25 protein-coding genes are annotated in these 25,140 nt (G+C 71.5%); 14 read left to right on the plus strand and 11 right to left on the minus strand.

Annotated features, from left to right (window positions below; translation table 11 throughout):
* Window positions 1-220 precede the first annotated feature (220 nt).
* Together O7604_RS05270 and O7604_RS05275 are read right to left on the minus strand one after the other, a co-directional pair.
* A complete protein-coding gene (locus tag O7604_RS05270; RefSeq protein WP_269702209.1) occupies window positions 221-583 on the minus strand; it encodes a hypothetical protein in 363 nt (120 codons plus the stop codon).
* A 219-nt stretch (window positions 584-802) separates the two neighbouring features.
* A complete protein-coding gene (locus tag O7604_RS05275; RefSeq protein ID WP_269702211.1) occupies window positions 803-1,546 on the minus strand; it encodes a M50 family metallopeptidase in 744 nt (247 codons plus the stop codon).
* 99 nt (window positions 1,547-1,645) lie between these two features.
* Between O7604_RS05275 and O7604_RS05280 the strand changes: the two genes are divergently transcribed.
* Window positions 1,646-2,206 (plus strand): Uma2 family endonuclease, encoded by a 561-nt coding sequence (locus O7604_RS05280; protein WP_269702213.1) that lies wholly within the window; start codon window positions 1,646-1,648, stop codon window positions 2,204-2,206.
* 128 nt (window positions 2,207-2,334) lie between these two features.
* Complete coding sequence (locus tag O7604_RS05285; protein ID WP_269702215.1) at window positions 2,335-3,087, plus strand: GH25 family lysozyme; 753 nt, start codon at window positions 2,335-2,337, stop codon at window positions 3,085-3,087.
* Between the two features lie 63 nt (window positions 3,088-3,150).
* Here O7604_RS05285 and O7604_RS05290 read toward each other — a convergent pair whose 3' ends face one another.
* On the minus strand, window positions 3,151-3,363 hold the full coding sequence (locus O7604_RS05290) for a hypothetical protein (protein ID WP_281579022.1): 213 nt from the start codon (window positions 3,361-3,363) through the stop codon (window positions 3,151-3,153).
* Between the two features lie 88 nt (window positions 3,364-3,451).
* Complete coding sequence (locus O7604_RS05295) at window positions 3,452-5,440, minus strand: serine/threonine-protein kinase (protein WP_281579023.1); 1,989 nt, start codon at window positions 5,438-5,440, stop codon at window positions 3,452-3,454.
* A 92-nt stretch (window positions 5,441-5,532) separates the two neighbouring features.
* On the opposite strand from O7604_RS05295, the gene O7604_RS05300 reads away from it, so the two are divergent.
* Together O7604_RS05300 and O7604_RS05305 are read left to right on the plus strand one after the other, a co-directional pair.
* A complete protein-coding gene (locus O7604_RS05300) occupies window positions 5,533-5,745 on the plus strand; it encodes an acyl-CoA carboxylase subunit epsilon (protein WP_013474005.1) in 213 nt (70 codons plus the stop codon).
* A gap of 100 nt (window positions 5,746-5,845) precedes the next feature.
* Window positions 5,846-6,298 (plus strand): hypothetical protein, encoded by a 453-nt coding sequence (locus O7604_RS05305; protein WP_269702219.1) that lies wholly within the window; start codon window positions 5,846-5,848, stop codon window positions 6,296-6,298.
* Between the two features lie 292 nt (window positions 6,299-6,590).
* Here O7604_RS05305 and O7604_RS29560 read toward each other — a convergent pair whose 3' ends face one another.
* Window positions 6,591-6,845 carry a hypothetical protein gene (locus O7604_RS29560; protein WP_348651003.1) on the minus strand — a complete coding sequence of 85 codons (255 nt, stop codon included), beginning with the start codon at window positions 6,843-6,845 and terminating at the stop codon, window positions 6,591-6,593.
* 789 nt (window positions 6,846-7,634) lie between these two features.
* Here O7604_RS29560 and O7604_RS05315 point away from each other — a divergent pair.
* From O7604_RS05315 to O7604_RS05325, 3 genes are read left to right on the plus strand one after another with little or no spacing between them, the layout of a single operon-like run.
* On the plus strand, window positions 7,635-8,783 hold the full coding sequence (locus tag O7604_RS05315) for a S8 family serine peptidase (RefSeq protein ID WP_281579025.1): 1,149 nt from the start codon (window positions 7,635-7,637) through the stop codon (window positions 8,781-8,783).
* Window positions 8,784-8,793: 10 nt separating this feature from the next.
* Window positions 8,794-9,450, plus strand: a complete 657-nt coding sequence (locus O7604_RS05320; protein WP_281579026.1) for a Maf family protein — start codon at window positions 8,794-8,796, stop codon at window positions 9,448-9,450.
* 9 nt (window positions 9,451-9,459) lie between these two features.
* Entirely contained in the window at window positions 9,460-10,113 is a 654-nt protein-coding gene (locus O7604_RS05325) for an O-methyltransferase (RefSeq protein WP_269702226.1), read from the plus strand.
* A gap of 66 nt (window positions 10,114-10,179) precedes the next feature.
* Here O7604_RS05325 and O7604_RS05330 read toward each other — a convergent pair whose 3' ends face one another.
* The 4 genes from O7604_RS05330 to O7604_RS05345 form a co-directional block, all read right to left on the minus strand.
* A complete protein-coding gene (locus O7604_RS05330; protein ID WP_281579027.1) occupies window positions 10,180-11,463 on the minus strand; it encodes an MFS transporter in 1,284 nt (427 codons plus the stop codon).
* Between the two features lie 64 nt (window positions 11,464-11,527).
* Window positions 11,528-12,283: an ABC transporter permease gene (locus O7604_RS05335; RefSeq protein WP_269702229.1), complete on the minus strand. Its 756-nt coding sequence runs from the start codon at window positions 12,281-12,283 to the stop codon at window positions 11,528-11,530.
* Window positions 12,284-12,300: 17 nt separating this feature from the next.
* Window positions 12,301-13,260 carry an ATP-binding cassette domain-containing protein gene (locus O7604_RS05340; protein WP_071096823.1) on the minus strand — a complete coding sequence of 320 codons (960 nt, stop codon included), beginning with the start codon at window positions 13,258-13,260 and terminating at the stop codon, window positions 12,301-12,303.
* Between the two features lie 117 nt (window positions 13,261-13,377).
* The gene (locus tag O7604_RS05345) at window positions 13,378-13,977 is read right to left on the minus strand and encodes a PadR family transcriptional regulator (protein ID WP_269706918.1); all 600 of its coding nucleotides are present in this window, start codon (window positions 13,975-13,977) and stop codon (window positions 13,378-13,380) included.
* Window positions 13,978-14,109: 132 nt separating this feature from the next.
* On the opposite strand from O7604_RS05345, the gene O7604_RS05350 reads away from it, so the two are divergent.
* A complete protein-coding gene (locus O7604_RS05350) occupies window positions 14,110-15,861 on the plus strand; it encodes a biotin carboxylase N-terminal domain-containing protein (protein WP_281579028.1) in 1,752 nt (583 codons plus the stop codon).
* A gap of 125 nt (window positions 15,862-15,986) precedes the next feature.
* Window positions 15,987-17,426, plus strand: coding sequence for a GuaB1 family IMP dehydrogenase-related protein (locus O7604_RS05355; RefSeq protein WP_269702232.1), 1,440 nt, complete (start codon window positions 15,987-15,989; stop codon window positions 17,424-17,426).
* Window positions 17,427-17,439: 13 nt separating this feature from the next.
* Here O7604_RS05355 and O7604_RS05360 read toward each other — a convergent pair whose 3' ends face one another.
* Window positions 17,440-17,979: a TetR/AcrR family transcriptional regulator gene (locus O7604_RS05360; protein ID WP_281579029.1), complete on the minus strand. Its 540-nt coding sequence runs from the start codon at window positions 17,977-17,979 to the stop codon at window positions 17,440-17,442.
* Between the two features lie 88 nt (window positions 17,980-18,067).
* Between O7604_RS05360 and O7604_RS05365 the strand changes: the two genes are divergently transcribed.
* The gene (locus O7604_RS05365; RefSeq protein WP_281579030.1) at window positions 18,068-18,511 is read left to right on the plus strand and encodes a DoxX family protein; all 444 of its coding nucleotides are present in this window, start codon (window positions 18,068-18,070) and stop codon (window positions 18,509-18,511) included.
* Between the two features lie 34 nt (window positions 18,512-18,545).
* On the opposite strand, the gene O7604_RS05370 is transcribed toward O7604_RS05365, so the two are convergent.
* Window positions 18,546-20,168 (minus strand): DHA2 family efflux MFS transporter permease subunit, encoded by a 1,623-nt coding sequence (locus O7604_RS05370; RefSeq protein WP_269702237.1) that lies wholly within the window; start codon window positions 20,166-20,168, stop codon window positions 18,546-18,548.
* A 53-nt stretch (window positions 20,169-20,221) separates the two neighbouring features.
* On the opposite strand from O7604_RS05370, the gene O7604_RS05375 reads away from it, so the two are divergent.
* The 4 genes from O7604_RS05375 to O7604_RS05390 all read left to right on the plus strand — a co-directional run bounded on the left by O7604_RS05375 (window position 20,222) and on the right by O7604_RS05390 (window position 25,104).
* Window positions 20,222-20,737, plus strand: coding sequence for a MarR family transcriptional regulator (locus O7604_RS05375; protein ID WP_281579031.1), 516 nt, complete (start codon window positions 20,222-20,224; stop codon window positions 20,735-20,737).
* Between the two features lie 61 nt (window positions 20,738-20,798).
* The gene (locus O7604_RS05380; protein WP_269702240.1) at window positions 20,799-21,320 is read left to right on the plus strand and encodes a MarR family transcriptional regulator; all 522 of its coding nucleotides are present in this window, start codon (window positions 20,799-20,801) and stop codon (window positions 21,318-21,320) included.
* Window positions 21,314-23,047, plus strand: coding sequence for an ABC transporter ATP-binding protein (locus O7604_RS05385; protein WP_269702242.1), 1,734 nt, complete (start codon window positions 21,314-21,316; stop codon window positions 23,045-23,047). Before O7604_RS05380 ends, O7604_RS05385 begins: the two co-directional genes overlap by 7 nt.
* An 89-nt stretch (window positions 23,048-23,136) precedes the next feature.
* Window positions 23,137-25,104, plus strand: coding sequence for an ABC transporter ATP-binding protein (locus O7604_RS05390; protein ID WP_281579920.1), 1,968 nt, complete (start codon window positions 23,137-23,139; stop codon window positions 25,102-25,104).
* The last annotated feature ends 36 nt before the right edge of the window (window positions 25,105-25,140 follow it).

Genomic DNA, 25,140 nt, shown 5'->3' on the forward strand with positions numbered 1-25,140 from the left:
CGACGACAGGACGGCCCGCCGGCGAACCGGCGGGCCGTCTTCACGCTGTCAGATCTCCGTGGTGAGCACCACGCTCCTGCGGGTCGGCCATGGCCATTGACGAACGAGCCGATCCCTGTGCGGCATCGGTGCGGGTGCGCACCGTCCGTCGAGCCCGTCGCGCCGCGGACGTCAGCCGGGCTCAGCGGTCCGGATCAGGATCCTTCCGCCGTCGACGGCGTCAGAAGCCGCAGTAGACGTAGCTTCCGCCGTCGCTCAGCAGGTCGTCACGGACCCAGCCCTGCACACCGGTGGAGTTGTTCCGCAGGTAGGTCCAGGTGTAGCCGTCGTTGCCCACTGTGTAGCAGTGGTAGTCCATCTGCTGCGAGATGTAGGCGATGCCGTTGATGCCACACCCGGTGCTGGAACCGCTCCGCTGCCGGGCCGCGTCCGCCGACTTCGGCCAGTTGCTGCTGTCCTTGTCGCCGACCGTCTTCCCGCAGGCGGCGTGCGCCGAGGCCGAGGTCGCAGTGACGATCGGCGCGACCAGTACGGTCGCTGTCAGCGCAACCGCCCCGAGCGCCCCCCGTGTCGATGCTCGCATATCCATCCTCCTTCAGGATGTTGGTTACGGAGCGAATGGCTCGCTCCCCTGAAGCGAACCTATCGACGCATTCCTTCATTCAGCAACGTCAGGTAGTTGACAAATCACGCTGAGTCACCACTCAGGAAGTAGCAAATCGCCAGGTGAAGCTGCCTGTACGGATCGCTTGGCCGGAACGGAATTCGTCCTCGCCCCAGGTAAACAGGGCTGCGCGTCGGATCAGAAAGTGATACCGGCGTCGGCCAGGGCCGGGCCGGCGAGCAACAACCCGCCGGTCGCCAGCGCGCCGAGGGCGACCACAAGGAACAGGCCAACCCAGAACAGTGCCGGGAACGGGGTGATCCGGGCGAGCTGGTCGGCGTCGGACTGCGGCATCCGGCCCCGAGCACGCTGGCGGTGCAGCTCGAACACCGGCCGTACGCCGCCGATCAGCAGGAACCAGACCGACGTCCAGGCGAACGCGGCCTGCACCTCGGGCGAGGTGTACCAGGAGACGGCGAGCACCACGCCGCCCGTGACCAGCAGTGACAGCACGCCGAACAGGTTGCGGATCATCACCAGCATGGCCAGCAGCAGTGCCACCGCGAGCCAGAGCAGCAGCGTGATCCGGTTGCCGGCCAGCAGCCAGGCGCCGCCGAGGCCGAGCAGCGACGGCGCGACGTACCCGGCGAGCAGCGTGAGGATCATGCCGGGCCCGGTGGGACGACCGGCGGAGAGCGTCAGCCCGGAGGTGTCCGAGTGCAGCCGGATGCCGTGCAGCCGCCGGCCGGTGAGCAGCGCGACGAGCGCGTGGCCGCCCTCGTGCGCGATGGTCACCGCGTTGCGGGCGATCCGCCAGGGCAGCCGGGCCACGACCACCGCGAGCGCGACCACGGCGGTGACCACCACGAGCAGCGGCGGCGGGTCCGGCTGGGCGCTCATCAGCGTGTCCCAGAGCGTGGTGAGACCGTCGATCAGGGGCATGGGCGGGGAGCCTACCGCCCCGAGCCGTGTCGCTCGACCGACCGAGTCTCATAGAGTGTGAGACTGATCGGACGAGGCGCCGGAGCGGAGGTGAGGTCGGTGAGCGCAGCTCCCTTGGAGCCCTACAGCTCGCACGTCGGTCCGTGGACCGAGGCCGACTACCTCGCGTTGGGCGACAGCCACGACCGCATCGAACTGCTCGACGGGAGCCTGATCGTGAGCCCTGCCCCGAGCCGACGGCACCAGCGGGTGGCGCGACGCCTGGCGAACTCCGTCGAGCTGGCGGCCGAGCCGTCCGGCCTGTTCGTCTACGAAGCCATCAACGTGCGGCTGGGCGTGGACCGGATCGTGATCCCGGACCTCGTCGTCACGGACGCCGACGACGACGGCGTGGTCCTCGACGCCGAGCGCGTGGCGCTTGTCGGCGAGATCGTCTCGCCGGGCAATGCCGCCGCTGATCGGCTGGTCAAAATGCAGCTCTACGCGATCGCCCGAATCCCGTGGTACCTGCTCGTCGAGCAGGACGGCGACAGCCACTCGCTGCGGCTGCACCGGCTCGACGGCGCGCACTACGTCGAGGATGCAGTCGCCAAGGCGGGCGAGACGCTGAGTGTCACCGAGCCGTTCCGCTGGGCGATGGACCCGAGCGACCTGCGCTGACCCGCACCTGTCGCGCCATCAGGGCGAACGACGGCCGTCGATGAAAATTTCCTTTCCCCCTATTGCGATCTAGGGCACTAAGCTCCAAAGATGGGCGTCAATAGACGGACGTCCCTCTGGAGGCAACCATGCCCAGCACCAGACTCTCCGTACGCCGGCTTCTCGCCGCCGGCCTGGCCGCCGCCGCCACCGCGGCCGCGGCCCTCGTGGCGACCGCCGGACCGGCCGCCGCCGCGACCACGCCCGGGATCGACGTCTCCCGCTACCAGGGCAGCATCAACTGGACCAGCGTGCGCAACTCGGGCATCCAGTTCGCCTTCATCAAGGCCACCGAGGGCACGAGCTACAAGGACCCGAACTTCAACGCGAACTACGTCAACGCGTACAACGCCGGGGTGATCCGCGGGGCGTACCACTTCGCCCGCCCGAACATCTCCGCCGGCTCCACCCAGGCCAACTACCTGGCCAGCAACGGCGGCGCCTGGTCGGCCGACAGCCGTACGCTGCCCGCCGCGCTGGACCTGGAGGGCAACCCCTACAGCGGCGGCTACTGCTACGGCCTGAGCACCACCGGCATGCGCAACTGGGTCCAGGACTTCCTCAACACCTACCGCTCCCGCACCGGCCGGTACGCGGTCATCTACACCACGACGAGCTGGTGGAACCAGTGCACCGGCAGCTGGAGCGGCCCGTGGGCCAACCACCCGCTGTGGATCGCCCGCTGGGCCAGCTCGCCCGGCACCCTGCCGGCCGGCGCTCCGTTCTACAGCTTCTGGCAGTACACGAGCACCGGCGCCGTCTCCGGGATCAGCGGCAACGTCGACCGCAACTACTGGAACGGCGACCGCAGCCGGCTGATCGCGCTGGCGAACAACACCTGACAGGCACGCGACACCGGCGGGACCGCCTCGTCTCGGGGCGGTCCCGCTGTCGTCGTACCGGAATCAGGCTCTGCGGCGCGCGGCGGCCGGGACGGGCACCGGCGTGCGGCGCGTCAGGCGCCACGCCGTCACACCCACGACCGTGAGCGTCAGCACGCCGAGGACCGCGACCGGCGCGGACAGGCCGGCGCTGATCAGGAGCAGTACGACGTCGCCGAGCGCAACGAGCATCCACAGTGCCAGCCGCGGGCCGGTGTACCTCCGTCGGTAACCCATGTCGCGCCTCCTTCCGTCGTCGGAGGGATTCATACCCCCGAGGACGGAAAGCCATGCGAGCGAGTTTCGTGACCGGCGGGATTCCCGGTCAGTTCTTGCGATCCGGCACGAAGCCCTTGGTGATGATCTCCCAGTTGGCCAGGTTGGCGTCCCAGTCCTTCGCGGGCACCTCCCAGCGCAGCGCGAAGCCCCGGTTGCTGGCGGTCGCCACACCCCGGTTGCGCACGTGGAAGCGGGTGTCGCCGTTGCGCGTCTCCAGCCAGTCCCAGTCGGCGCAGGTGCGGAAGTAGGGGTCACACTTGGTGATGCCGACCAGCTTGTAATCCCGAACGCGAGAAGCGCGGTACGGCTCCTGGCCCTTCCAGTCGGCGTAAGCGTCGGGCTTCGGCGACGGCGTCCACTGGATGAACAGCACCCGCCGGCTGCCGCCGACCTCGTAGAGCACGACGTTGTCCCGGCCGACCCGCGCCTGGAAGTTCTCCGGGATCGGCACCTTGAAGCCGTTCGGGCCGGTGTAGAGACGCCACCCGGCCGGCAGCGTGAACCCCGAGGCCGACGGGCTGGCCGACGGCGTGGGGCTGGCCGACGCGCTCGCCGCCGGGGCGCTCGGCGACGCGCTCTCGCTCGGCGCGGGCGGCGCCGCCGCCGACGCCGAGGTGCCTGCAGTCGGCTCACCGCCGTCGCCGTCGTCACCGTTGTTCAGCAGCGGCACGGCCACCACCAGGCCGACGAGCAGCAGCAGAACCAGTGCGCCGATCAGCAGGTTGCGCCGGTTGGGCGCGGACTTCTCGACAGGCAGCACCGTCGCGCGGCCGGTCGACGACGCCTCCTGCACGGGAGCCGGGCTGACCGGCGCGGAGCCGGTCACGGCCGGACTCACCGGCGCCGGGGTGTCGATGACCGGCTCTCCGTCGAGCCGCGTCTCGTCCAGCGCCGGGTCGACGCCGTCCACCCGCGCCTCGTCGTCCACAAGCGTCTCGTCGGCCGAGGGCGCCGGATCGAGCTTCGCCGTCGGGTCGGCGGGCGGCGGGGTCACCTTCGCGGTGGGCCCGGCGTCCGAGGGGGGCGCCGGCACCTTCGCCGTCGGGTCGGCGGCTGCCGCCGTACCCCCGGTTGCGGCGACCCCGGACACGGCGCCCGCCGATCGCTCGGCCTGGTCGGCCGGGCGCGGCGCGGGCACCAGCGGCGGGCGCGGCACGCGCGGACCGTTCGGCCCCGGCCGGCGTACGCCGTCCAGCAGCGAGATGCTCTTGGCGCGACGGCCGGCGGCCTTGCGCAGCATGCGCTCGGCCACCTCGGCGGTGATCCGCTCGTCCGGGTCCTTGCGGAGCAGGCCCTGGAGCACCGGCTTGAGCGGCCCGGCGTTGCGCGGCGGCGGCATCGGCTCGGTGGCGAGCGCGGCCAGCGTGGCGATCGCCGACGGGCGCGCGTACGGCGACTTGCCCTCGACGGCCGCGTAGAGCGTGGCGCCGAGCGACCAGAGATCCGCCTCCGGGCCCGCGGTGCCGTCGCGGGCGCGCTCCGGCGAGATGTACGCGGGCGAGCCGAGCACCATGCCGGTACGCGTCACGTTCGGGTCGCCGGGGATGGTGGCCAGGCCGAAGTCGGTGAGCACCACGCGGCCGTCCTCGCCGAGCAGCACGTTGCCCGGCTTGACGTCGCGGTGCATGATGCCGGCCTTGTGCGCGGCCTTCAGCGCGTTGAGCACGCCGAGGCCGATCTCGACCGCCTTCGCCGCCGACACCGGGCCGTCCTCGGCGATGGTGTCCTGCAACGACTTCGACGCCACGTACTCCATGACGATCCACGGGTCGCCGTCGGTGCGCAGCACGTCGAAGATGCGGACCACGTTGACGTTGTTGAGGCGGGCGATCGCCCGCGCCTCACGCAGCGAGCGCTCGCGCATCTCGCGGCGCTCCTCCGGAGTGAGGCCGGGGGGCGGGACCAGTTCCTTGATGGCCACGTCCCGGTGCAGCACCTCGTCCCGCGCCTTCCAGACGCGGCCCATGCCGCCTTGACCGAGCGGCGTGAGAAGCCGGTACCGGTCGGCGACGAGTTGGGGGAGCGCGTTCGACATCGCAGAGAACCGTACCCGGCCGCTGCGACGCCCACACCGTCGGCACGCCACTGTACGGCGAAGGTCGAATTCGCGACGCGTACCCTGGGGTCATGTCTGCCGAGGAGCCGCTGTTCCGGATCGTCCGTGGCGTGCCCACCGCCGAGGAGCTGGCCGCTCTGGTCGGCGCGATCGTGGTGCGCACCCGCCCGGCCCAGGCCGCCGCGCCGGCCCCCGTGTCGCAGTGGGCGCGCAGCGCGCGGCCCGCCCTGGCCGGGCCGGTCGCCGGCCCCGGCGCGTGGCGGGCCTCCGGCCTGCCCCGCTGACATCCTCCTCCGCTCGCGGCGCCGGGCGGGGCTGCCGGGATCCACGTTGAGCCATTAGCCTCACTCAGGGAAACCGTGTGGTGACGGGCAGGAGGCTCCGATGATCCCGGAGGACAACCAGCCAGCCGGCTGGCTGCGCGGCTACGGCGGCATCGAGGCCGACATCCGACAGATGCGGGAGTTCGCCGACCGCCTCCAGGACGAGGTGACGCGCAACTACTCGCCGCACCTGTCCTACATCGCCGACGACATGAAGGCGCCGGTGCCCAACCCGGCAGACGCTTTCATCGAGTTGGTCCAGTTCCTCCAGGCCCACCACGACACCCAGACCGCGGCGGTGAGCGCGGTGTGGGATCTCGCGCCGGCGACCGGGCGGCTCGCCGACGCCGCCGGGCGGATCGCCGCCCGCTACGGCGACGCCGACGCGTTCTCCTCCGCACGCGTGGCCGACGTCGAACGGGCGCTGGCCGGGCCGTCCAGCGCCGTCGCCCGCCCGATGCCACCCCTGGCCGACCCCACAGCTCCCGAGCAGAGCCGGGTGATCCTGCCGTGATCGAACGGGGCAGCGGACGCACCTCCGGGCTGACCGACTGGCGGCTGATGGACGTCCTCAGCATATGGGCGTGCGTGCAGGACCAGGACACCGCCGGCCAGTGGAAGCAGGTCGCCGGTTGGCGCAAGGTCTGCGACCTCGCCCTGGCCCACCTGAGCCGCCTGCGCGAATACCGGCGCGGCCTCGCCGACGCGTGGCCACCGGAGACCAACGCCGCCGCGCGGGCGTACATCGCCGAACTCGACCAGCTCATCGAGCGCGTGCAGCGCACCCACGACGCCGCCGCCGCGAACTACGACGCGCTGGCCGCCGCCGCCCGCGCCATCGGCAGCGCGCGGGCCGAGCTGCAACCGCTGCACGAGGAGTACGAGAAGAAGCTGCGGCAGAAGCAGGCGTACGAGGCGACGATCGCCGACCCGAAGGCGGTGGCGGGCAGCCGGTTGCCGGAGCGGCCCCCGGTGACGGACGACGACCTGGAGCAGCTGAACGTACGGGCGCGCGGGTTGATGACGGGATTGAGCGGCGAACTCCAGCACGCCCAGGTCATGCTGCAGCGCCCACCAGCACCAGCCAGGCCGGGACCACGGGCCGACCCACATTCGTCCGACCCATATCTTGGCTCAGATCCGGCCCCAATAATCCCTCCTATCGTCGCAGTACCGATTGCGCCGTCCGCGCCAATGACCGGACGTCGACCGAACGTCGCAGCGAACCCGCCTACTCAAGCAGGCATGCCTCATACGAGCGGCGTTATTGGCGGGGGTCCTATCTTAGGAAACGCGGGCTCAGGAGCGCCGACCCAAGCCGTGCCGCCTGGAGTCGTATCCTCGGCCACTCCTGGTACACCGTCTGGCACTCCCGGCATCCCCCTTCCCTCCGCACCCAATCGCGGCGCCAGTGTGAGCCCTCTAGGAAACGATCCAGTTGCTGGAAAGGGCACCAACCGGCCGCTTCCGCCGCGCGCAACCGCGACAAACGGGTTGATCCCTGGGGTTCCCCTCGGTCAACCCCCCACGGGCGGCCCCTATAGGCGCGTCAATCCCCCGGGTGGAGTTATCGGTGGAGGTGCGGCCGGAACTGCGCCGACAGGAGCTGCAGGGTCTCGGCCGAGTGCGGGGAGAGGTCCCAACCTCGGTGCGCATGGATTGACGCCCCTGGGCGGCGCTCCCGGCCTGCCGCCTACCCATGGGAGACAGAACAGCAAGGATGCAGGAAGAGACTCGGAACTTCGCTGGGATCCGGATAATCCCTGGGAAGTCGAACGCGGCGTGGATCCAGTATTGGAGCCACCCGACGAAGGGCCGATCGACCCGGGACCCGCCATAGGCTTCAATCGGTGATTCTCCACGCACTGCTGATGCCGCGATTCTTGGCTGCGTCACTCGCAGTCTTGCTGGGCTCTGGCTTGACGACATCCGCCTTGCTGCCCGGCACGGACGGGCCGGATCGGGTTAGGGGCGACCAGTGGCATCTACGCTTTTTGAAGGCTACGGAAGCCCACGGCGTCAGTCAGGGCGAAGGGGTCGTTGTAGCAGTTCCTGACACCGGAGTAGAGGCTCATCCGGATTTAGTGCGGAATCTGCTTCCGGGAACAGATGTGATTGAGGGTGGAAGCGGGGACGGCCTCCGGGATACGAACAGCCACGGCACCGGTATGGCTGGCCTCATAGCAGCACATGGCCAGGGAGGGACTCGTGGAGCACTCGGAGTGGCACCGAGGTCCAAGATCCTCCCAATCTTCGACACACCAGCAAACGGGCTAGGTCAGCCTGAGGATTTAGCAGGCAGTATTGAGTACGCGGTAGCTCAGCACGTGGATGTAATAAGCATCTCTGCAGCCAGCACCCCCACTCCTCGCCTGCAAACTGCAGTGAAGTCGGCACTTGAAGCGAATATCGTCGTAGTAGCCGCCGTTGGAAATATCCCGAGTGAAACCTCGATTAGCTACCCAGCATCCGAACCGGGCGTGATCGCTGTAGGCGGCGTTGACCGGAAGGGCAACAAGGCAGAATTCTCGGTTGCCGGGACGGATTTGGATATTCTCGCACCTGCAGTCGACATCTACTCCACAAGCCTCGCAGGTCGATACCGCCGGAGCACCGGCACGTCGGATGCGACTGCGATCGTTGCCGGGGCTGCTGCTCTCATCCGCTCCAAGTACCCCAACCTCCCCGCCCAGGAAGTCGCCCACCGACTGACCGCCACCGCCGTCGACAAGGGACCACCGGGCCGCGACGACCAGTACGGCTACGGCGTCATCGACCTCGTCGCCGCGCTCACCGCCGACGTCCCCCCACTCGGCTTCGAGTCCTCCCAGGTGACTCCACCGGCATCGGCGGAGGCAGCACCCGAGCAGGGCGGCGACAATGCCGCGACCGTACGCGGGTTCGCCACCCTGGGTGTCCTGGTGGCGGCGGGCGGCGGGTACCTGTTCTGGCGGCGGCGCCGACGTGCCGACGACCCGCCGCCCCGGGTCAGCCGGTAGCGTCGACGGGGTGTCGACCTCCGTACCGGTGCGCCTCGTGCTCGCCTCGCAGTCTCCCGCCCGCCGCAAGTTGCTTCAGGCCGCCGGGATCGAGCCCGACGTGCTGGTCAGCGGTGTGGACGAGTCGCAGGTGGTCAGCGATCGGGCCGAGGATCTGTGCCTGGAGCTGGCCCGGCTGAAGACGCAGGCGGTACGCGATCGGCTGCGGCCCTCGCCGGACGAGCGCACGCTGGTGCTCGGCTGCGACTCGGTGCTGGCCTTCGACGGCGAGATCCTCGGCAAGCCTGATGACGCGGCGGACGCCACCCGCCGGTGGCAGCGGATGCGCGGGCGCAGCGGCGTCCTGCACACCGGCCACTGCCTGATCGACGTGACGCACGAGTCCCGCGCCGAGGCGGTCGCCTCGACCACCGTGCACTTCGCCGACATCAGCGACGACGAGATCGCCGCGTACGTGGCGACGGGCGAGCCGCTGGCGGTGGCGGGCGCGTTCACCATCGACGGGCTGGGCGGGGCGTTCCTGACCGGGATCGAGGGCGACCCGGGCACTGTGGTGGGGCTGTCCCTGCCGTTGCTGCGCCGGCTGCTCGCCGAGGTGGAGCTGAGCATCGTCGACCTGTGGACGAAGATCGCGCCCGGGGGCCAGGAGATCGAGCATCTCGGCTAACGTCCGGACATGACCACGAAGCCGTTGCCGCTCACTCCGGAACTGCACGCCTACCTGGTGGCCCACGGGTCCACCCCGGACGAGGTCGTCCGGGACCTGGCCGAGGAGACCCTTGCGGCCCTGCCCGCCGAGGCGGTCATGCAGGTCGCGCCGGAGCAGGCAGCGTTCCTGACGTTCCTGACCCGGCTGCTCGGCGTACGGCAGGCCGTGGAGGTGGGCACGTTCACCGGCCTCTCCTCGCTGGCGATCGCCCGAGGACTGGCCGAGGGCGGCCGGCTGACCTGCTTCGACATCTCGGAGGAGTACACGGGCGTGGCCCGGCGCTACTGGGAGCGCGCCGGCGTGCAGGACCGGATCGAGCTACGTATCGGCCCGGCCGCGGAGACGCTGCGCGAGCTGCCCCGCGAGCGTTACCTGGACTTCGCGTTCATCGACGCGGACAAGGTCGGGTACCCGCTCTACTGGGACGAGCTGGTGCCCCGCATGCGTCCCGGCGCGGTGATCGCCGTCGACAACACGCTGCGCGACGGCCGGGTGCTCGCCCCGCGCAACGCCGACGACCGGGCGATCGCCGCGTTCAACGACGCGGTGATCGCTGATGTCCGGGTCGAGGCGGTCATGCTGCCGATCGCCGACGGCGTCACGCTCGCCCGCGTGCTCTGAGCCGGCCGAAGACCACCTCGGCGAGGTGGCGGTATCCCTGAGCGCGGGATGCCGAAGTGGGGTCGATCAAGCCGCGCGGACCGGGGCAGGCAGGGCACGCCCCAGCCGCACGGCGAGCAGCACCGCCACCGCGATGAACGCGGGCAGCAGCAGGAACGCCGGGTGCGGGCCGACGCCGTCGGCCACCCACCCGAGCGCCACCGGCGCGATCCCGAAACCCACACCCATCGAGTACGCGGACCAGCCCGCCGCCTTGTCGGCGGCCGGACCGGCCACGGCCAGGGCGATCGAGATCGCCAGCGGGTAGTGCAGCGCGTTGCCGAGCCCGAGCACGACCAGCCCGGTGACCGCGAGCCACCCGACAGTGCTCCCCCAGAACAGCGCGAACCCGGCCAGGGAGACGGTGAGCGCGCCGAGCAGCAGCGGCACCGGCGCCCAGCGCAACGCCGCGCGGCCACCGGCGAGCCGGCCGGCGAACATGCCGCAGACGATCGCGGCGACCGCCGCCGAGGCCCCGCCCGCGCTCAGCCCGGCGTGGGTCCGCAGCACGTCGGCGGTCCAGAGCGACAGGCAGACCTCGATCGACCCGGTGACGGACATCAAGACCCAGGCGATCCAGTACGCGCGCGGCAGCCGCCCCGACGACGACCGCACCCCGGGGACGGGCACCTCCGAAGCGGGGGCGGGCACGGCGGCCTCGGACGCCACCGAAGCGGGGACGGCGGGTACCCGGGTGGAGGCGGCGACGAGGACCGGTGTGCCGGCAGCCGCGACAGCGGGGGCACGTCGCGGCCCGCGTACCCGGAACGTCAGGGCGGCGAGCGCGACAAGCGTGATCAGCCCGACCTCGACGGCCATCAGCGGTCGCCAGCCGAGACCGGCGTCGACGCTCGCGCCGATCGTCAGCGGCGCGAGGATGCCCATGCCGGCGCAGGCCGCGTTGGCCTCGGTGAGCGCGGCCGGGGCGGCGGGTCCGTGGCGGGCGGTGAGCACCACGCTGACGCCGCTGACGACCATCATGCCGAAGGTGGCGATGAGCGCGACGGCGGCGAGCGTGGCCGGTAGCGGGCGGAGCAGGCCGAGCGCGGTGACGCCGGCGGCGACACCGGCGAGGCCGAGCCAGATGGCCGCGCCGCGACCGAATCGGCGGGCGACCGGGGCGAAGAGCGCGCCACCGGCGAGCGCGCCCACCGCGATGCCGGTGCTGTGCAGACCGGCGACGGCGGCGCTGGTGCCCTGTTCGTCGCGGAGCAGCGGTACGACCGGGCCGAACCCGTAGAGGAAGAAGCCCCACAGACCGAGCTGTGCGTACGTCAGCCAGGTGATCCGGTCACGGGTGAGGCGAGGCACTGGCCTTACGCTACGCGCGCCCGGCCGGTGCCCCGCCCCTGCTGAGAGGTAGCTCTCCCCCTGCTCAGCGCACGCTACGGGCGAACTGACGGGCGGCCCAGACCACACCGGCGGCGGCGAGCACCGCGATGATGCCGAGGCCCTGCCAGACCCGGTCGTTGCCGAGGTCGCCGTTGAACAGCGCGCGGGTGCCCTCGACGGCCCAGGAGAACGGGTTCCACTTGGCCACGCCCTGCAGCCAGCCGGGGGCGAAGGTGAGCGGCAGCAGGATGCCGGAGAGCAGCAGCACCGGTTGCGCGACGGTGTTCATCAGCGGGGCGAGCGCGTCCTCGCTCTTGACCTTGAGCGCGATGCCGTAGGAGACGGCCGAGGTCATCAGCGCGATGAGGGCGAGCATCAGGTACGCCAGGAGCAGATTCCCGATGAACACGCGCAGGTCGAACGCGAGCGCCAGCAGCGTGATGATGACCGCCTGCACGATCAGCGAGACCACGTCGCGCAGCGAGCGGCCGAGCAGCAGGGCGAGCCGGCTGACCGGGGTGACCCGGGACCGCTCGATGACGCCGGCGCGCAGCTCGGCGATCAGGCCGAAGCCCTGGAACAGGCCGCCGAAGATGGCCAGCAGCACGAGCAGGCCGGGCACGAAGATCTTGTACGCGTCGGCCTGGGTGGGCGCGTTCAGCGCGGGCTTGAGCAGCGGGGCGAAGAGGAGCAGGTACATCACCGGCTGGAAGACGCCGACGAAGATCCACACCGGGTTGCGCAGCAGTAGTTGCGTCTGGCGCTGGAAGATCAGCCAGGTGTCGCGGGCGAGTTTCATGACAGCTACTCCGGGGGTCAGGACTCGCGCAGCGAGCGGCCGGTCTTGGTGAGGAAGACGTCGTCGAGGCTGGGGCGGTGCAGCTCGATCGAGCGCAGGTCCAGCCCGGCGTGGTCGAGGCGGCGCAGCACCTGCGGGATCGCGGTGGCGCCCTCGTCGACGTAGAGACGCAGGCCGCCCTCGTCGACGGTCTCCAGCTTGCTCACGTACGCCTCGGTGTCGAGCAGCTCGGCCGCGCGCGGGGTGGTCGCGGCGTCCAGGCCGACGATCACCACCTCGCCGGAGATCTCCCGCTTCAGCTCGGCCGGTGTGCCCTCGGCGACCACCTCGCCGTGGTCCATGATCGCGATGCGGTCGCAGAGTGCGTCCGCCTCGTCCAGGTAGTGCGTGGTGATGAAGACGGTCATCCCCTCGGTACGAAGCCGGCGGATCTCGTCCCACATGTGCGCGCGGCTCTGCGGGTCGAGGCCGGTGGTCGGCTCGTCCAGGAAGACGATCTTCGGCTCGTGGATGATGCCGAGCGCGATCTCGACGCGCCGGCGCTGCCCGCCGGAGTAGGTCTTGCTCTTGCGGTCGGCGTACTCGGTGAGCTGGAAGGCTTCGAGGGCGCGCTCGGCGCGGCGGTGCGCCTCGGCCTTGCTGATGCCGTAGAGGCGGGCCTGGAGCACCAGCTCCTCGCGGGCGCTCGACTCGTCCCAGGTGCTGCCGCCCTGGGCCACGTACCCGATCCGGCGGCGCACCTCGGCCGGGTTCTTGCGCAGGTCGGCCCCGGCCACCGTGGCCTCCCCGCCGTCCGGCTCGATGAGCGTGGCGAGCATCCGCAGTGTGGTGGTCTTGCCGGCGCCGTTGGGCCCGAGGAAGCCGAAGATCTCCCCCGCCGCGACGTCGAGGTTGACGCCTCGGACCGCGTCCACGGTCTTCGTCTCGCGACCCGCGCGGGAGCGGTACGACTTCCGCAACCCCCTGGTCTCGATCATTTCTGCTCCTGGTCGTCCGGGCGGACCTGAGCGGCCGCCGATCGTCCGCGAGGACGCACGAATCCCCCGCGATTCCCGCCGAGGCTAACGCGATATAGCTCTTGTAGTCAACGTTGATTATGTCGTGTCACCGGAGCCGTCGGTCCAGCCCGACCAACCCTCGGCCCGTTCCATCCCATCCGGCAGGTACGACACTCCCGACTCGATCCGCTCCGCGATCCGCTCGCACCAGGCCGTCTCCGCCTCGGCGCGGGCCAGCCACAGCTCGAACATCCACCCGACGTGCACCGGCTTGCGGGTGCGCACCCAGTCCGAGTCGAGCGAGGCGCGCATCGACTCGACACCGGCCCGGAGCAGGTTCGCCCGGTTGCGCAACGCCGCCGCGGCCTCCTCGCGCGGCATCGCCGGCAGGAACGAGAACGCCGCCACGAACGGGTCCGGCGGCTCCTGGACCTGCCACCACTGCGCCCGCAGCAGCGTCTCGAACTCGTCCTCCCCCTTCGGCGTCACCTCGTACGTGGTGCGCGCCGGACGGGCGCCCACCTGCTCCACCGAGACGGTCCGGAGCAGGCCCTCGTCGGTGAGCTTGCGCAACGCGTGGTAGATCGACCCGGGCTGCACGTTCGCCCACTTGTCCGCGCTCCAGCTGAGCAACTCGCGGCGCACGTCGTAGCCGTGCACCGGCTGCATCCACCGGACCAGGCCCAGAATCATCATCCTCGTTGCCGACACGGGACAAGCGTAATAACCAAGTTTGACTACAGTGCCGCATCCCACACTGAGCGATCGTTAGGCCTCGCAGCTCGGCCGCTAAACTCCCGGCAACGACCTCCCGGGAGGAGCCCCAAGGTGCGCAAGGTTCTCATCGCCAACCGCGGCGAGATCGCCGTCCGCGTCATCCGCGCCTGCCGCGACGCCGGGCTGGCCAGCGTCGCCGTCTACGCGGACTCCGACCGGGACGCCCTGCACGCCACGCTCGCCGACGAGGCGTACGCGCTCGGCGGCGACACCGCCGCCGACAGCTACCTGCGCATCGACAAGCTGATCGACGTGGCGGCCCGCTCCGGCGCGGACGCGGTGCACCCCGGCTACGGCTTCCTCTCCGAGAACGCCGACTTCGCCCAGGCCGTCCTCGACGCCGGCCTGACCTGGATCGGCCCCACCCCGCAGGCGATCCGCGACCTCGGCGACAAGGTGACCGCGCGGCACATCGCGCAGCGGGCCGGCGCGCCGCTGGTGCCCGGCACCCCGGACCCGGTCGCCAACGCCGACGAGGTGATGGCGTTCGCCGTCGACCACGGCCTGCCGGTCGCCATCAAGGCCGCGTTCGGCGGTGGCGGGCGTGGCCTGAAGGTCGCCCGCACGATGGAGGAGATCCCGCACCTGTTCGAGTCGGCCACCCGCGAGGCGGTCGCCGCGTTCGGCCGGGGCGAGTGCTTCGTCGAGCGCTACCTGGACAAGCCGCGCCACGTCGAGGCGCAGGTGCTGGCCGACCAGCACGGCAACGTGATCGTGGTGGGCACCCGGGACTGCTCGCTGCAGCGCCGCCACCAGAAGCTGGTCGAGGAGGCGCCCGCGCCGTTCCTCACCGACGCCCAGCGCGCCCAGATCCACGACAGCGCCAAGGCCATCTGCCGGGAGGCCGGCTACCACGGTGCCGGCACCGTGGAATACCTGGTCGGCGCGGACGGCACGATCTCGTTCCTGGAGGTGAACACCCGGCTCCAGGTCGAGCACCCGGTCACCGAGGAGACCTCCGGCATCGACCTGGTACGCGAGCAGTTCCGCATCGCCGACGGGGAGAAGCTGCGCTTCACCGAGGACCCGGCGCCGCGCGGGCACGCCATCGAGTTCCGGATCAACGGCGAGGACCCGGGCCGCAACTTCCTGCCCGCCCCGGGCACCGTCACCACGCTGCGCCTGCCTTCGGGGCCGGGCGTCCGGGTGGACACCGGCATCTCGGCCGGCGACGTGATCGGCGGCAACTTCGACTCGCTGCTCGCCAAGGTGATCATCGTCGGCGAGACGCGCGCAGAGGCGCTGGAGCGGGCCCGCCGGGCGCTCGACGAGATGGTGGTCGAGGGCATGGCCACCGCGCTGCCCTTCCACCGCCTGGTGATCCGCGACGAGGCGTTCACCGCCGAGCCGTTCACCGTGCACACCCGGTGGATCGAGACCGAGTGGGACAACACCGTCCCGGCCTTCACCGCCACCGCCGGCGCCGCCGACGAACCGGCCGAGCGCGAGACCGTCGTGGTCGAGGTGGGCGGCAAGCGGCTGGAGGTCGTCCTGCCCGCCGGGCTCGGCGCGGGTACGGCGGCAGCCGCGCCCGCCGCGAAGAAGCCGGCCCGCCGGGGTGGCGGGGGCAAGGCGGGCGCCGCGGTCAGCGGTGACACGCTCACCTCCCCGATGCAGGGCACGATCGTCAAGATCGCCGTGGCGGACGGCGACGAGGTGGCCGAGGGCGACCTGGTCGTGGTGCTGGAGGCGATGAAGATGGAGCAGCCGCTGCACGCGCACAAGGCGGGCAAGGTCAGCGGGCTCGCCGCGGAGGTGGGCGCGGTGATCACGTCCGGCGCCGCCATCTGCACCATCGCCTGAGGTGTAAGGAAGGGCCCCTTCTTGACGCGTGCGGTAGAGAAGGGGCCCCCTCTTAACAGCGCGGGGCCGGGTGGTCTGAGCCACCACCGAAGGCGGGAGCGCCGCCGGGCGGGAATGATGGCCGGGTGCGGTTCCTTCACGGCGCGGTCCCCGCGCACGACCTGACCTACAACGACGTCTTCATGGCGCCCAACCGTTCCGAGGTGGGCTCCCGGCTCGACGTCGACCTGGCCACCACCGACGGGACCGGCACCACCATCCCGCTGGTGGTGGCGAACATGACAGCCGTCGCCGGCCGGCGGATGGCCGAGACGGTGGCGCGGCGCGGCGCGGTGGCGGTGATCCCGCAGGACATCCCGATCGAGGTCGTCGCCGACGTGGTCGGCTGGGTCAAGCAGCGGCACCTGGTGCACGACACGGCGATCACGCTCGGGCCGACCGACACCGTCGGCGACGCCATCCACCTGCTGCCGAAGCGCTCGCACGGCGCGGTGGTGGTGGTCGACGCGGACGGCCGCCCGATGGGCGTGGTGACCGAGGCGGACACCGTCGGGGTGGACCGCTTCGCCCAGCTCCGGCACGTGATGTCGACCGAGCTGCACACCGTGCCGGCGGACGCGGACCCGCGTACCGGATTCGACCGGCTGTCGGCGGGCCGCCGCCGGCTCGCGCCGGTGGTGGACGGCGACGGCCGCCTGGTCGGGGTGCTGACCCGGCAGGGCGCGCTGCGCGCCACGCTCTACAGCCCGGCCGTGGACGACCGGGGACGGCTGCGGATCGCGGCCGCCGTGGGCATCAACGGCGACGTCACCGGCAAGGCCGCCGCGCTGCTGGAGGCCGGTGTGGACACGCTCGTCGTGGACACCGCGCACGGGCATCAGGAGCGGATGCTCCAGGCGCTGCGGGCGGTCCGCCGGCTGGACCCGCCGGTGCCGGTGGCGGCCGGGAACGTGGTGACGGCAGACGGCGTACGCGACCTGGTCGACGCGGGCGCGGACATCGTGAAGGTGGGCGTCGGACCGGGTGCGATGTGCACCACCCGGATGATGACCGGCGTGGGCCGTCCGCAGTTCTCCGCGGTGCTCGACTGCGCCGCGGCGGCCCGTTCGCTGGGGCGGCACGTCTGGGCCGACGGCGGCGTACGCCACCCGCGCGACGTGGCGCTGGCGCTGGCCGCGGGCGCGTCGAACGTGATGATCGGCTCCTGGTTCGCCGGCACCTACGAGTCGCCCGGCGACCTCTACACCGACGCCGACGGGCGGCGCTACAAGGAGAGCTTCGGGATGGCGTCGTCGCGCGCGGTGAGCGCCCGTACGGCCGAGGACAGCGCGTTCGACAGGGCCCGGAAGGCGATCTTCGAGGAGGGCATCTCCTCGGCCCGGATGTATCTGGACCCGAACCGGCCCGGCGTCGAGGACCTGATCGACGAGATCATCTCGGGCGTGCGCAGCGCGTTCACGTACGCGGGGGCGCGCAGCCTGGAGGAGTTCCACGAGCGGGCGCTCGTCGGCGTGCAGAGCGCCGCCGGCTACACCGAGGGGATGCCGCTGCCGACGAGCTGGTGACGCCCTGCCGGGCTCAGCCGAACAACCGCCTGATCACGGTGCGGGCGGCGGCCTCCGGGTCGTCGCCCACCCGTGCGGGCAGCGCGCCGGAGAGCCAGAGCGTGGCGAAGCCGTGCACGATCGACCAGGCGGCCAGCGCGTCGGCGTCCGGCTCCCGCCCGGTGTGCCGGGCCACGCCTCCGCGCAGCAGCTCCCCGGACCGGGCGCGGGCGGCGATCAGCTCCGGGTCGTCGGCCCGGTAGAGCTCGGGCCGGAACATGACGTCGAAGTGCGCCCGGTGCCGCACCGCGAACCCGACGTAGGCCACGCCGGTGTCGAGCAGGTCGTCCCCGGCCTGCCGCAACGCGTCGGTCAGCAGGTCGAAGCCCTGGACGGCGAGCGCGGTGAGCAGCCCGGCCTTGTCGCCGAAGTGGTGCGCGGGCGCGGCGTGCGAGACCCCGGCCCGGCGGGCCAGTTCACGCAGGCTCAGCGCGGCCGGCCCGGACTCGGCGATCGCCTCGGCCGCGGTGCTCAGCAGGACGCGACGAAGGTCGCCGTGGTGGTACGAGGCCATGCCGTCACCCTAACTTGTCATTGACAAGATGGCATCCGCCGGCGCAATCTTGTCATCGACAAGATAGCTGGAACCGGAGGGATCGACCATGGCACCCCTGATCGCACTTCTCGCCGGCACCGCGCTGGCTCGGATCGCCGGCCTGCTCGGCGTGGACGCCCTCGACGGGTGGCACCCCGCCCTGCGGGTCGGGCTGGCGCTGATGTTCGTGCTGACCGGCGTGGCCCACTTCGCGTCCCGGCGGGCCGACCTGATCGCCATGGTCCCGCCGTCGCTGCCCCGGCCCGGCCTGCTGGTCACCGTCACCGGCGTGCTGGAACTCGCCGGCGCGCTCGCCCTGCTGGTCCCGGCCACCGCGCGCTGGGCGGCAGCCGGGCTGGTGCTGCTGATGCTCGCCATGTTCCCGGCGAACGTGTCGGCCGCGCGGCGGCGCCTCACCCTCGCCGGGCGCCCGGTGACGCCGCTCGGTGTCCGTACCGTGCTGCAGGTCGTCTTCGTGGGCGCGGCGCTGGCGGTGGCCCTCGGCGGATGAGCCCGGCGGGCCGGGCGGGGTGGCCCGGCGCGGCTCAGGCCCGGGCCGGCTCCGTCTCGGCGGGCGGGGAGTCCCCGGTCTCCTCGTGACGAACGGTCGGCAGGCGCAGGCAGGCGACCAGGCCGACCAGCAGGAATCCGGCTCCGGCGAAGGCCGCGTACCGGGTGGCCTCGGAGAACGCCGCCTTCGCCTCCTCGGCGATCGGCGCGGTACGCGGGTCCGCCTCCAGCCCGCCGATCGCCGCGCCGGCGCTCTCCTTGACCGCGCTCACCACCTGGTCCCGCTGATCGGGGGTGAGTCCGGGCTGGTCGGCCAGCCGGTCGCCGAGGATCCCGCCGAGGCCGGCGAAGAGCACGGTGCCGAGCACCGCGATGCCGAGCGCGGAGCCGACCTGCCGGGCGGTGCTCTGCAGGCCCGAGCCCTGGCCGCTGCGGCGTACCGGCACCTGCGACAGGGAGACGCCGGTGAGCTGGGCGGTGGCCAGGCCGACGCCGACGCCGTACACGAACAGGAAGCCCAGTGGCGCCCACCAGCTGGTGTCCGGTGCGACCACGAGCCCGAGCCCGGCCACGCCGACCAGTTCGGCGGCGACGCCGAGCTGGACCACCCGGGCCGCGCCCCAGCGCTGGGTCAGCGGCGCGCCGATGCCGCTGGCCAGGAAGCTGCCGACGGCCAGCGGCAGCAGCGCCAGGCCGGTCCGGAAGGCGCTATAGCCGAGCACGTTCTGGAACCACAGGGGCAGCGCGAACAGCAGGCCGAACTCGCCCAGGCTGACGATCGCGGCGGCCAGGATGCCGTTGCGGAACGAGCCGATGCCGAACAGCGACAGGTCGAGCAGGGCCGGACGGCCGGCCCGGTTGCGGCGTACCTGCTGGGCCAGGAAGATCCCGAGCGCGACGAGGCCGACCAGCGCGGCCACCGGCACCGGCGAGATCGACGCGGTCCAGTCCAGCCCGAACAGGCTGAACGGCCGCTCCCGCTCCCACCAGCCGTAGGTGCGGCCCTCGATCAGCGCGAAGACCACGCCGGTCATGCCGATCACCGAGAGCAGCGCGCCGAGCAGGTCGAGGCCGCGCTCGGCGTGCTCGTCGCGGGACTCCGCCACGAGTACGAGCGTGCCCACGATCACGGCCAGGCTGACCGGGACGTTGATGCCGAAGGCCCACCGCCAGGAGTACGTGGTGGTGAGCCAGCCGCCGAGCAGCGGGCCGAGTGCCGCCGCGCCACCGATGGTGGAGCCCCAGACGGCGAACGCGATGCCCTTCTCCCGGCCGGTGAAGTTGGCGTTGAGCAGGGACAGCGAGGTGGGCAGCATCATCGCCCCGCCGACGCCCTGGAGCACCCGGGAGGCGATCAGCGTCTCGCCGGAGCCGGCGAGCGCCGCGAGCACGCTGGCGACCACGAACACGGTGACGCCGACGAGGAACATCCGCCGCCGCCCGGACCGGTCGGCGAAGCGGCCGGCGACCAGCAGCAACGCGGCGAAGACCAGGGTGTACGCCTCCTGCACCCACTGCGCGTCGGTGGAGGTGATGTCGAGATCCCGGATGATCTGCGGCACCGCGACGTTCACGATCGTCGCGTCCACGATGATCATCGCTACGCCGAGGCTGAGGGCCAGCAGCCCGAACCAGCGTCCGCGTCCGTCGCCGCGCATCTCGCCCTCCTTTAGCTAGATTTTCTAGCTACCCGAGATGCTAGCTTTATCCCATGGAGGGGGTGCCGTCAACCGCAGAGCCCACGCCGGGTCCACCACCGAGCAGCGAGGCGTCCCGCGCGCTGCGCGACGTACTGCGGATCGCCGGTGACACCCGGGCCGCGCTGGCCCGCCGCCTGGGCCTCAACGCGACCGACGCCGCGGCCATCGACCATCTGGTCTCCAGCCCCGAGCCGCTGGGCCCGGTGGAGCTGGGCAACCGGCTCGGCATCCGGTCCGCCTCGGCGACCACGCTCGTGGACCGGCTCGTGCAGGCCGGTCACGTCGCCCGGACCCCGCACCCGCACGACCGGCGGCGGCTCAGCCTCCAGGTGACCGAGAGCGCCGTCGGCGAGGTGCTGGAAGCGCTGCGCCCGATGCTCGTCGGCGTCGACCGGGCGGTCGCCCGGCTCACGCCCGAGCAGGCCGAGGCCACCACCGCGTTCCTGCGCGAGGTCACCGAGGTGATGCGGGAGTACGTCGCCACCGCCCCGGACGAGCCGTCCCGGGCGCGCGCCGACCGCGGCTGAGGAGATTCTCAGAATTAGTTTGGGCCCTGATGATTCGGGAGCTAATCTGACGCTCGTGAACATGGGCCCGCTCGTCCGCTTCCCCGATGCCTTGCACCACGCGCCACTCGGCCGGCTGATCTCGATCGCCGGGCACGTCGTCGAGCAGCACTGGGGGCGTTACCTCGCCGAACACCACGGGCTCACGTCCGCCGGCATGCGGGTCCTGATGATCCTCCTCCGAGCCGGCGACGTGAGCCACCGGGAAATGGCGGAGCTGTGCTTCGTCCGGCCCGCCACACTCACCGGCATCGTGGACACCCTCGAACGCGACGGCTTCGTCAGCCGCCGTCGCGCGCCGGAGGACCGGCGCACGGTCCGGCTCACCCTGACCGACAAGGGCGGCGAGCACGCCCGCGCCATCATCGACATGATCCACAGCGACCGGCCGTTGACGTCGGTCGACGCCGACCCGGCCAACCGGGCGGTGATCCGCGAGTTCCTGATCGAAATCATCACCGGCATGTCCGACGGGGACCTCCGTCGGTTGAACCGGGACAGCGAGTCCGACACCGAGCCGCCAACGGGGAGCCATCCGTGTTGATCCGCCTGCTCCGCTCACATCTGCGCCCGTACCGACGATGGCTGGCCGCCGTGGTGGCCTTCCAGTTCGTCGGCACCATCGCCTCGCTCTACCTGCCGAGCCTGAACGCCGACATCATCGACCGGGGCGTCGCCGTCGGCGACACCGACCAGATCCTGCGTACGGGCGGGTGGATGCTGGTGGTCAGCCTGCTCCAGATCGCCTGTTCGATCGCCGCCGTCTACTTCGGCGCGAAGACCGCGATGGCGTTCGGCCGCGACGTCCGCGGCTCGATCTTCCGGCGGGTCAACAGCTTCTCCGCCCGCGAGGTCGCCCGGTTCGGGGCGCCGTCCCTGATCACCCGTAACACCAACGACGTCCAGCAGGTGCAGATGCTGGTGCTGCTGAGCTGCACCATGCTGGTGGCCGCGCCGATCATGAGCGTCGGCGGCGTGGTGATGGCGCTGCGCGAGGACGTCGGGCTGTCCTGGCTGATGCTGGTCTGCGTACCGGTGCTCGCCGTCGCGCTGGGCCTGATCATCCGCCGGATGGTGCCGGGCTTCCGGCTCATGCAGACCCGTATCGACACCGTCAACCGGGTGCTGCGCGAGCAGATCACCGGCATCCGGGTGGTCCGGGCGTTCGTCCGCGAGCCGTACGAGACCGACCGGTTCCGGGCCGCGAACACCGACCTGACCACCACCGCGCTGCGGATCGGACGGCTCCAGGCGCTGATCTTCCCAATCGTGATGCTGGTCCTGAACGTCTCCAGCGTCGCGGTGCTCTGGTTCGGCGCGGCACGGGTCGACTCCGGTCAGATCCAGGTCGGCGCGCTCACCGCGTTCCTCCAGTACCTGATGCAGATCCTGATGGCGGTCATGATGGCCACCTTCATGCTGATGATGGTGCCCCGGGCCGCCGTCTGCGCCGAGCGCATCGAGGAGGTGCTGGACACCGACTCGTCGGTGGTGCCGTCGCCCGACCCGGTCACCGAGGTCACCGGCCGGGGCGAACTGGAACTACGCGGCGCCGGCTTCCAGTACCCGGGCGCGAGCGCACCGGTCCTGCACGACATCTCGTTCCGGGCCGAGCCGGGCCGGACCACGGCGATCATCGGTTCCACCGGCGCCGGCAAGACCACGCTGCTGACGCTCATCCCCCGGCTGGTCGACCCGACCGCCGGCGCGGTCCTGGTCGACGGCGTGGACGTACGGGACCTGGCCCCGGACGAGCTGTGGCGGCGGATCGGGCTGGTGCCCCAGCGGCCCTACCTGTTCACCGGCACGGTCGCGAGCAACCTGCGTTACGGCAACCCGGACGCCACCGACGCCGACCTGTGGGCCGCGCTGGAGATCGCCCAGGCACGCGACTTCGTCGCGGAGATGCCGGGCGGACTGGAGGCGCCGATCGCGCAGGGCGGCACGAACGTCTCCGGCGGCCAGCGGCAACGCCTGGCCATCGCCCGCGCGCTCGTCCGCAAACCGGAGATCTATCTCTTCGACGACTCCTTCTCCGCGCTCGACCTCGGCACGGACGCCCGGCTGCGGGCCGCCCTCAAGCCGGTCACCGCGGACGCGGCGGTGGTGATCGTGGCCCAGCGGGTCTCCACGATCGTCGACGCCGACCAGATCATCGTGCTCGAGGACGGGGGTGTCGTCGGGATGGGACGACATGAGGAACTGCTGGAGAGCTGCCCCACGTACGCCGAGATCGTCGCGTCGCAGCAGACGGCGGAGGTGGCCGCGTGAGCGCGAGGAGCGGGTCGGTACCGCAGCAGAAGAACGAACCGTCGCGACTACCCCCGGCCGGACGCCGGCCCGGCGGTGGCCCGCCGCACATGAGCATGGGCATGCCGGCCGAGAAGGCGATGAACTTCGGGCCGTCGGCACGGCGGCTGCTGGCGCGGCTGCGGCCGTACCGGCTCCAGCTCACCGGCGTGCTCGCGCTGGCCCTGGCCAGCGTCGGGCTCAGCGTCATCGGGCCGAAGGTGCTCGGCCACGCCACCGACATCATCTTCAGCGGGGTGATCGGGCGGCAGCTGCCGCCCGGCACCACCACCGAGGCGGCGGCGGAGGCGGCCCGCGCCCAGGGCAACGGCAACTTCGCCGACATGCTGGCCCGGATGGACGTGATCCCGGGCACCGGCATCGACTTCGACGCGCTGGGCCGGGTGCTGGCGTTCGCCGTCGTGCTCTACGTCGGCGCGAGCATGCTCCAGTGGGCGCAGGGCTGGGTGCTCAACGGCGTGGTGCAGCGCACCGTGCTGACGCTGCGCGCCGACGTGGAGGACAAGCTCAACCGGCTGCCGCTGCCCTACTTCGACAAGCAGCCCCGCGGTGAGCTGCTGAGCCGGGTCACGAACGACATCGACAACGTGTCGCAGACGCTCCAGCAGACGCTGAGCCAGTTGCTCACGTCGCTGCTCACCGTCGTCGGCGTACTCGGAATGATGTTCTGGATCTCGCCGTTGCTGGCGGTCGTCGCGCTCGTCGCGGTGCCGATGTCGGTGGTGGTCACCAGCCTGATCGCCAAGCGGTCGCAGGGCAAGTTCATCGCCCAGTGGAAGCACACCGGCGAGCTGAACGGCCAGATCGAGGAGGCGTACACCGGGCACGAGCTGGTCAAGGTCTTCGGCCGGCAGAAGGAGGTCGAGGCCGCCTTCCACGCCAAGAACGAGGAGCTGTTCCGGGCCGGTTTCGGCGCGCAGTTCGTCTCCGGGCTGATCATGCCGGCGATGTTCTTCATCGGGAACCTCAGCTACGTCGCGATCGCCGTGGTCGGCGGCCTGCGGGTGGCGTCGGGCTCGATGAGCCTCGGTGACGTACAGGCGTTCATCCAGTACTCGCGGCAGTTCACCCAGCCGCTCACCCAGGTCGCGTCGATGGCCAACCTGCTGCAGTCCGGGGTGGCCTCGGCCGAGCGGGTCTTCGCGGTGCTCGACGCCGACGAGCAGAGCCCCGACCCGGCCCAGCCGGCCCGGGTCGCCGACCCGCACGGGCGCGTCGAGTTCGAGCACGTCTCCTTCCGGTACGACCCGGAGAAGCCGCTCATCGACGACCTCTCGCTGGTCGCCGAGCCGGGTCACACGGTCGCCATCGTCGGTCCCACCGGCGCCGGCAAGACCACGCTGGTCAACCTGGTCATGCGGTTCTACGAGCTGGACGGCGGGCGGATCACGCTGGACGGGGTGGACATCTCCACGATGCGCCGCGACGACCTGCGCGGCCGGATCGGCATGGTGCTCCAGGACACCTGGCTGTTCGGCGGCACCATCCGGGACAACATCGCCTACGGCCGGCCGGACGCCACCGAGGAGGAGATCCTCGCCGCCGCCCGGGCGACGTTCGTGGACCGGTTCGTCCGCAGCCTGCCGGACGGCTACGACACGGTGATCGACGAGGAGGGCAGCAACGTCAGCGCCGGCGAGAAGCAGCTCATCACCATCGCGCGGGCGTTCCTGGCCGAGCCGTCGCTGCTGATCCTGGACGAGGCGACCAGCTCGGTGGACACCCGGACCGAGGTGCTGCTCCAGCGCGCCATGGCGGCGCTGCGCTCGGACCGGACGAGCTTCGTCATCGCGCACCGGCTCTCCACCATCCGCGACGCCGACCTGATCCTGATGATGGAGCAGGGCCGGATCGTCGAGCAGGGCACCCACGACCAGCTCGTCGCCGCCGGTGGCGCGTACGCCCGCCTCTACCGGGCGCAGTTCAGCGGCGCGGTCATCGAAGACGAGGTGCCGGCACCCGCCCCGGCCGGCCCGCCGGGAATGCGTGCCGGCGCCGGCACGCCGGTCGGGAACTGACGTGGACCCGGCCACCGGCCCGGCGCCGGTCCCCGT

Source organism: Micromonospora sp. WMMA1947, from assembly GCF_027497355.1.
In the GTDB taxonomy this organism is placed as follows: Bacteria; Actinomycetota; Actinomycetes; order Mycobacteriales; family Micromonosporaceae; genus Micromonospora.

Coding starts and splice junctions, on each gene's coding strand:
- O7604_RS05270 (WP_269702209.1), bottom strand. CDS start 583: ATGCGAGCATCGACACGGGGGGCGCTCGGGGCGGTTGCGCTGACAGCG.
- O7604_RS05275 (WP_269702211.1), bottom strand. CDS start 1,546: ATGCCCCTGATCGACGGTCTCACCACGCTCTGGGACACGCTGATGAGC.
- O7604_RS05285 (WP_269702215.1), top strand. CDS start 2,335: ATGCCCAGCACCAGACTCTCCGTACGCCGGCTTCTCGCCGCCGGCCTG.
- O7604_RS05290 (WP_281579022.1), bottom strand. CDS start 3,363: ATGGGTTACCGACGGAGGTACACCGGCCCGCGGCTGGCACTGTGGATG.
- O7604_RS05295 (WP_281579023.1), bottom strand. CDS start 5,440: ATGTCGAACGCGCTCCCCCAACTCGTCGCCGACCGGTACCGGCTTCTC.
- O7604_RS05300 (WP_013474005.1), top strand. CDS start 5,533: ATGTCTGCCGAGGAGCCGCTGTTCCGGATCGTCCGTGGCGTGCCCACC.
- O7604_RS05305 (WP_269702219.1), top strand. CDS start 5,846: ATGATCCCGGAGGACAACCAGCCAGCCGGCTGGCTGCGCGGCTACGGC.
- O7604_RS29560 (WP_348651003.1), bottom strand. CDS start 6,845: ATGACCTGGGCGTGCTGGAGTTCGCCGCTCAATCCCGTCATCAACCCG.
- O7604_RS05325 (WP_269702226.1), top strand. CDS start 9,460: ATGACCACGAAGCCGTTGCCGCTCACTCCGGAACTGCACGCCTACCTG.
- O7604_RS05335 (WP_269702229.1), bottom strand. CDS start 12,283: ATGAAACTCGCCCGCGACACCTGGCTGATCTTCCAGCGCCAGACGCAA.
- O7604_RS05340 (WP_071096823.1), bottom strand. CDS start 13,260: ATGATCGAGACCAGGGGGTTGCGGAAGTCGTACCGCTCCCGCGCGGGT.
- O7604_RS05345 (WP_269706918.1), bottom strand. CDS start 13,977: ATGATGATTCTGGGCCTGGTCCGGTGGATGCAGCCGGTGCACGGCTAC.
- O7604_RS05360 (WP_281579029.1), bottom strand. CDS start 17,979: ATGGCCTCGTACCACCACGGCGACCTTCGTCGCGTCCTGCTGAGCACC.
- O7604_RS05365 (WP_281579030.1), top strand. CDS start 18,068: ATGGCACCCCTGATCGCACTTCTCGCCGGCACCGCGCTGGCTCGGATC.
- O7604_RS05370 (WP_269702237.1), bottom strand. CDS start 20,168: ATGCGCGGCGACGGACGCGGACGCTGGTTCGGGCTGCTGGCCCTCAGC.
- O7604_RS05375 (WP_281579031.1), top strand. CDS start 20,222: ATGGAGGGGGTGCCGTCAACCGCAGAGCCCACGCCGGGTCCACCACCG.
- O7604_RS05380 (WP_269702240.1), top strand. CDS start 20,799: ATGGGCCCGCTCGTCCGCTTCCCCGATGCCTTGCACCACGCGCCACTC.
- O7604_RS05390 (WP_281579920.1), top strand. CDS start 23,137: ATGAGCATGGGCATGCCGGCCGAGAAGGCGATGAACTTCGGGCCGTCG.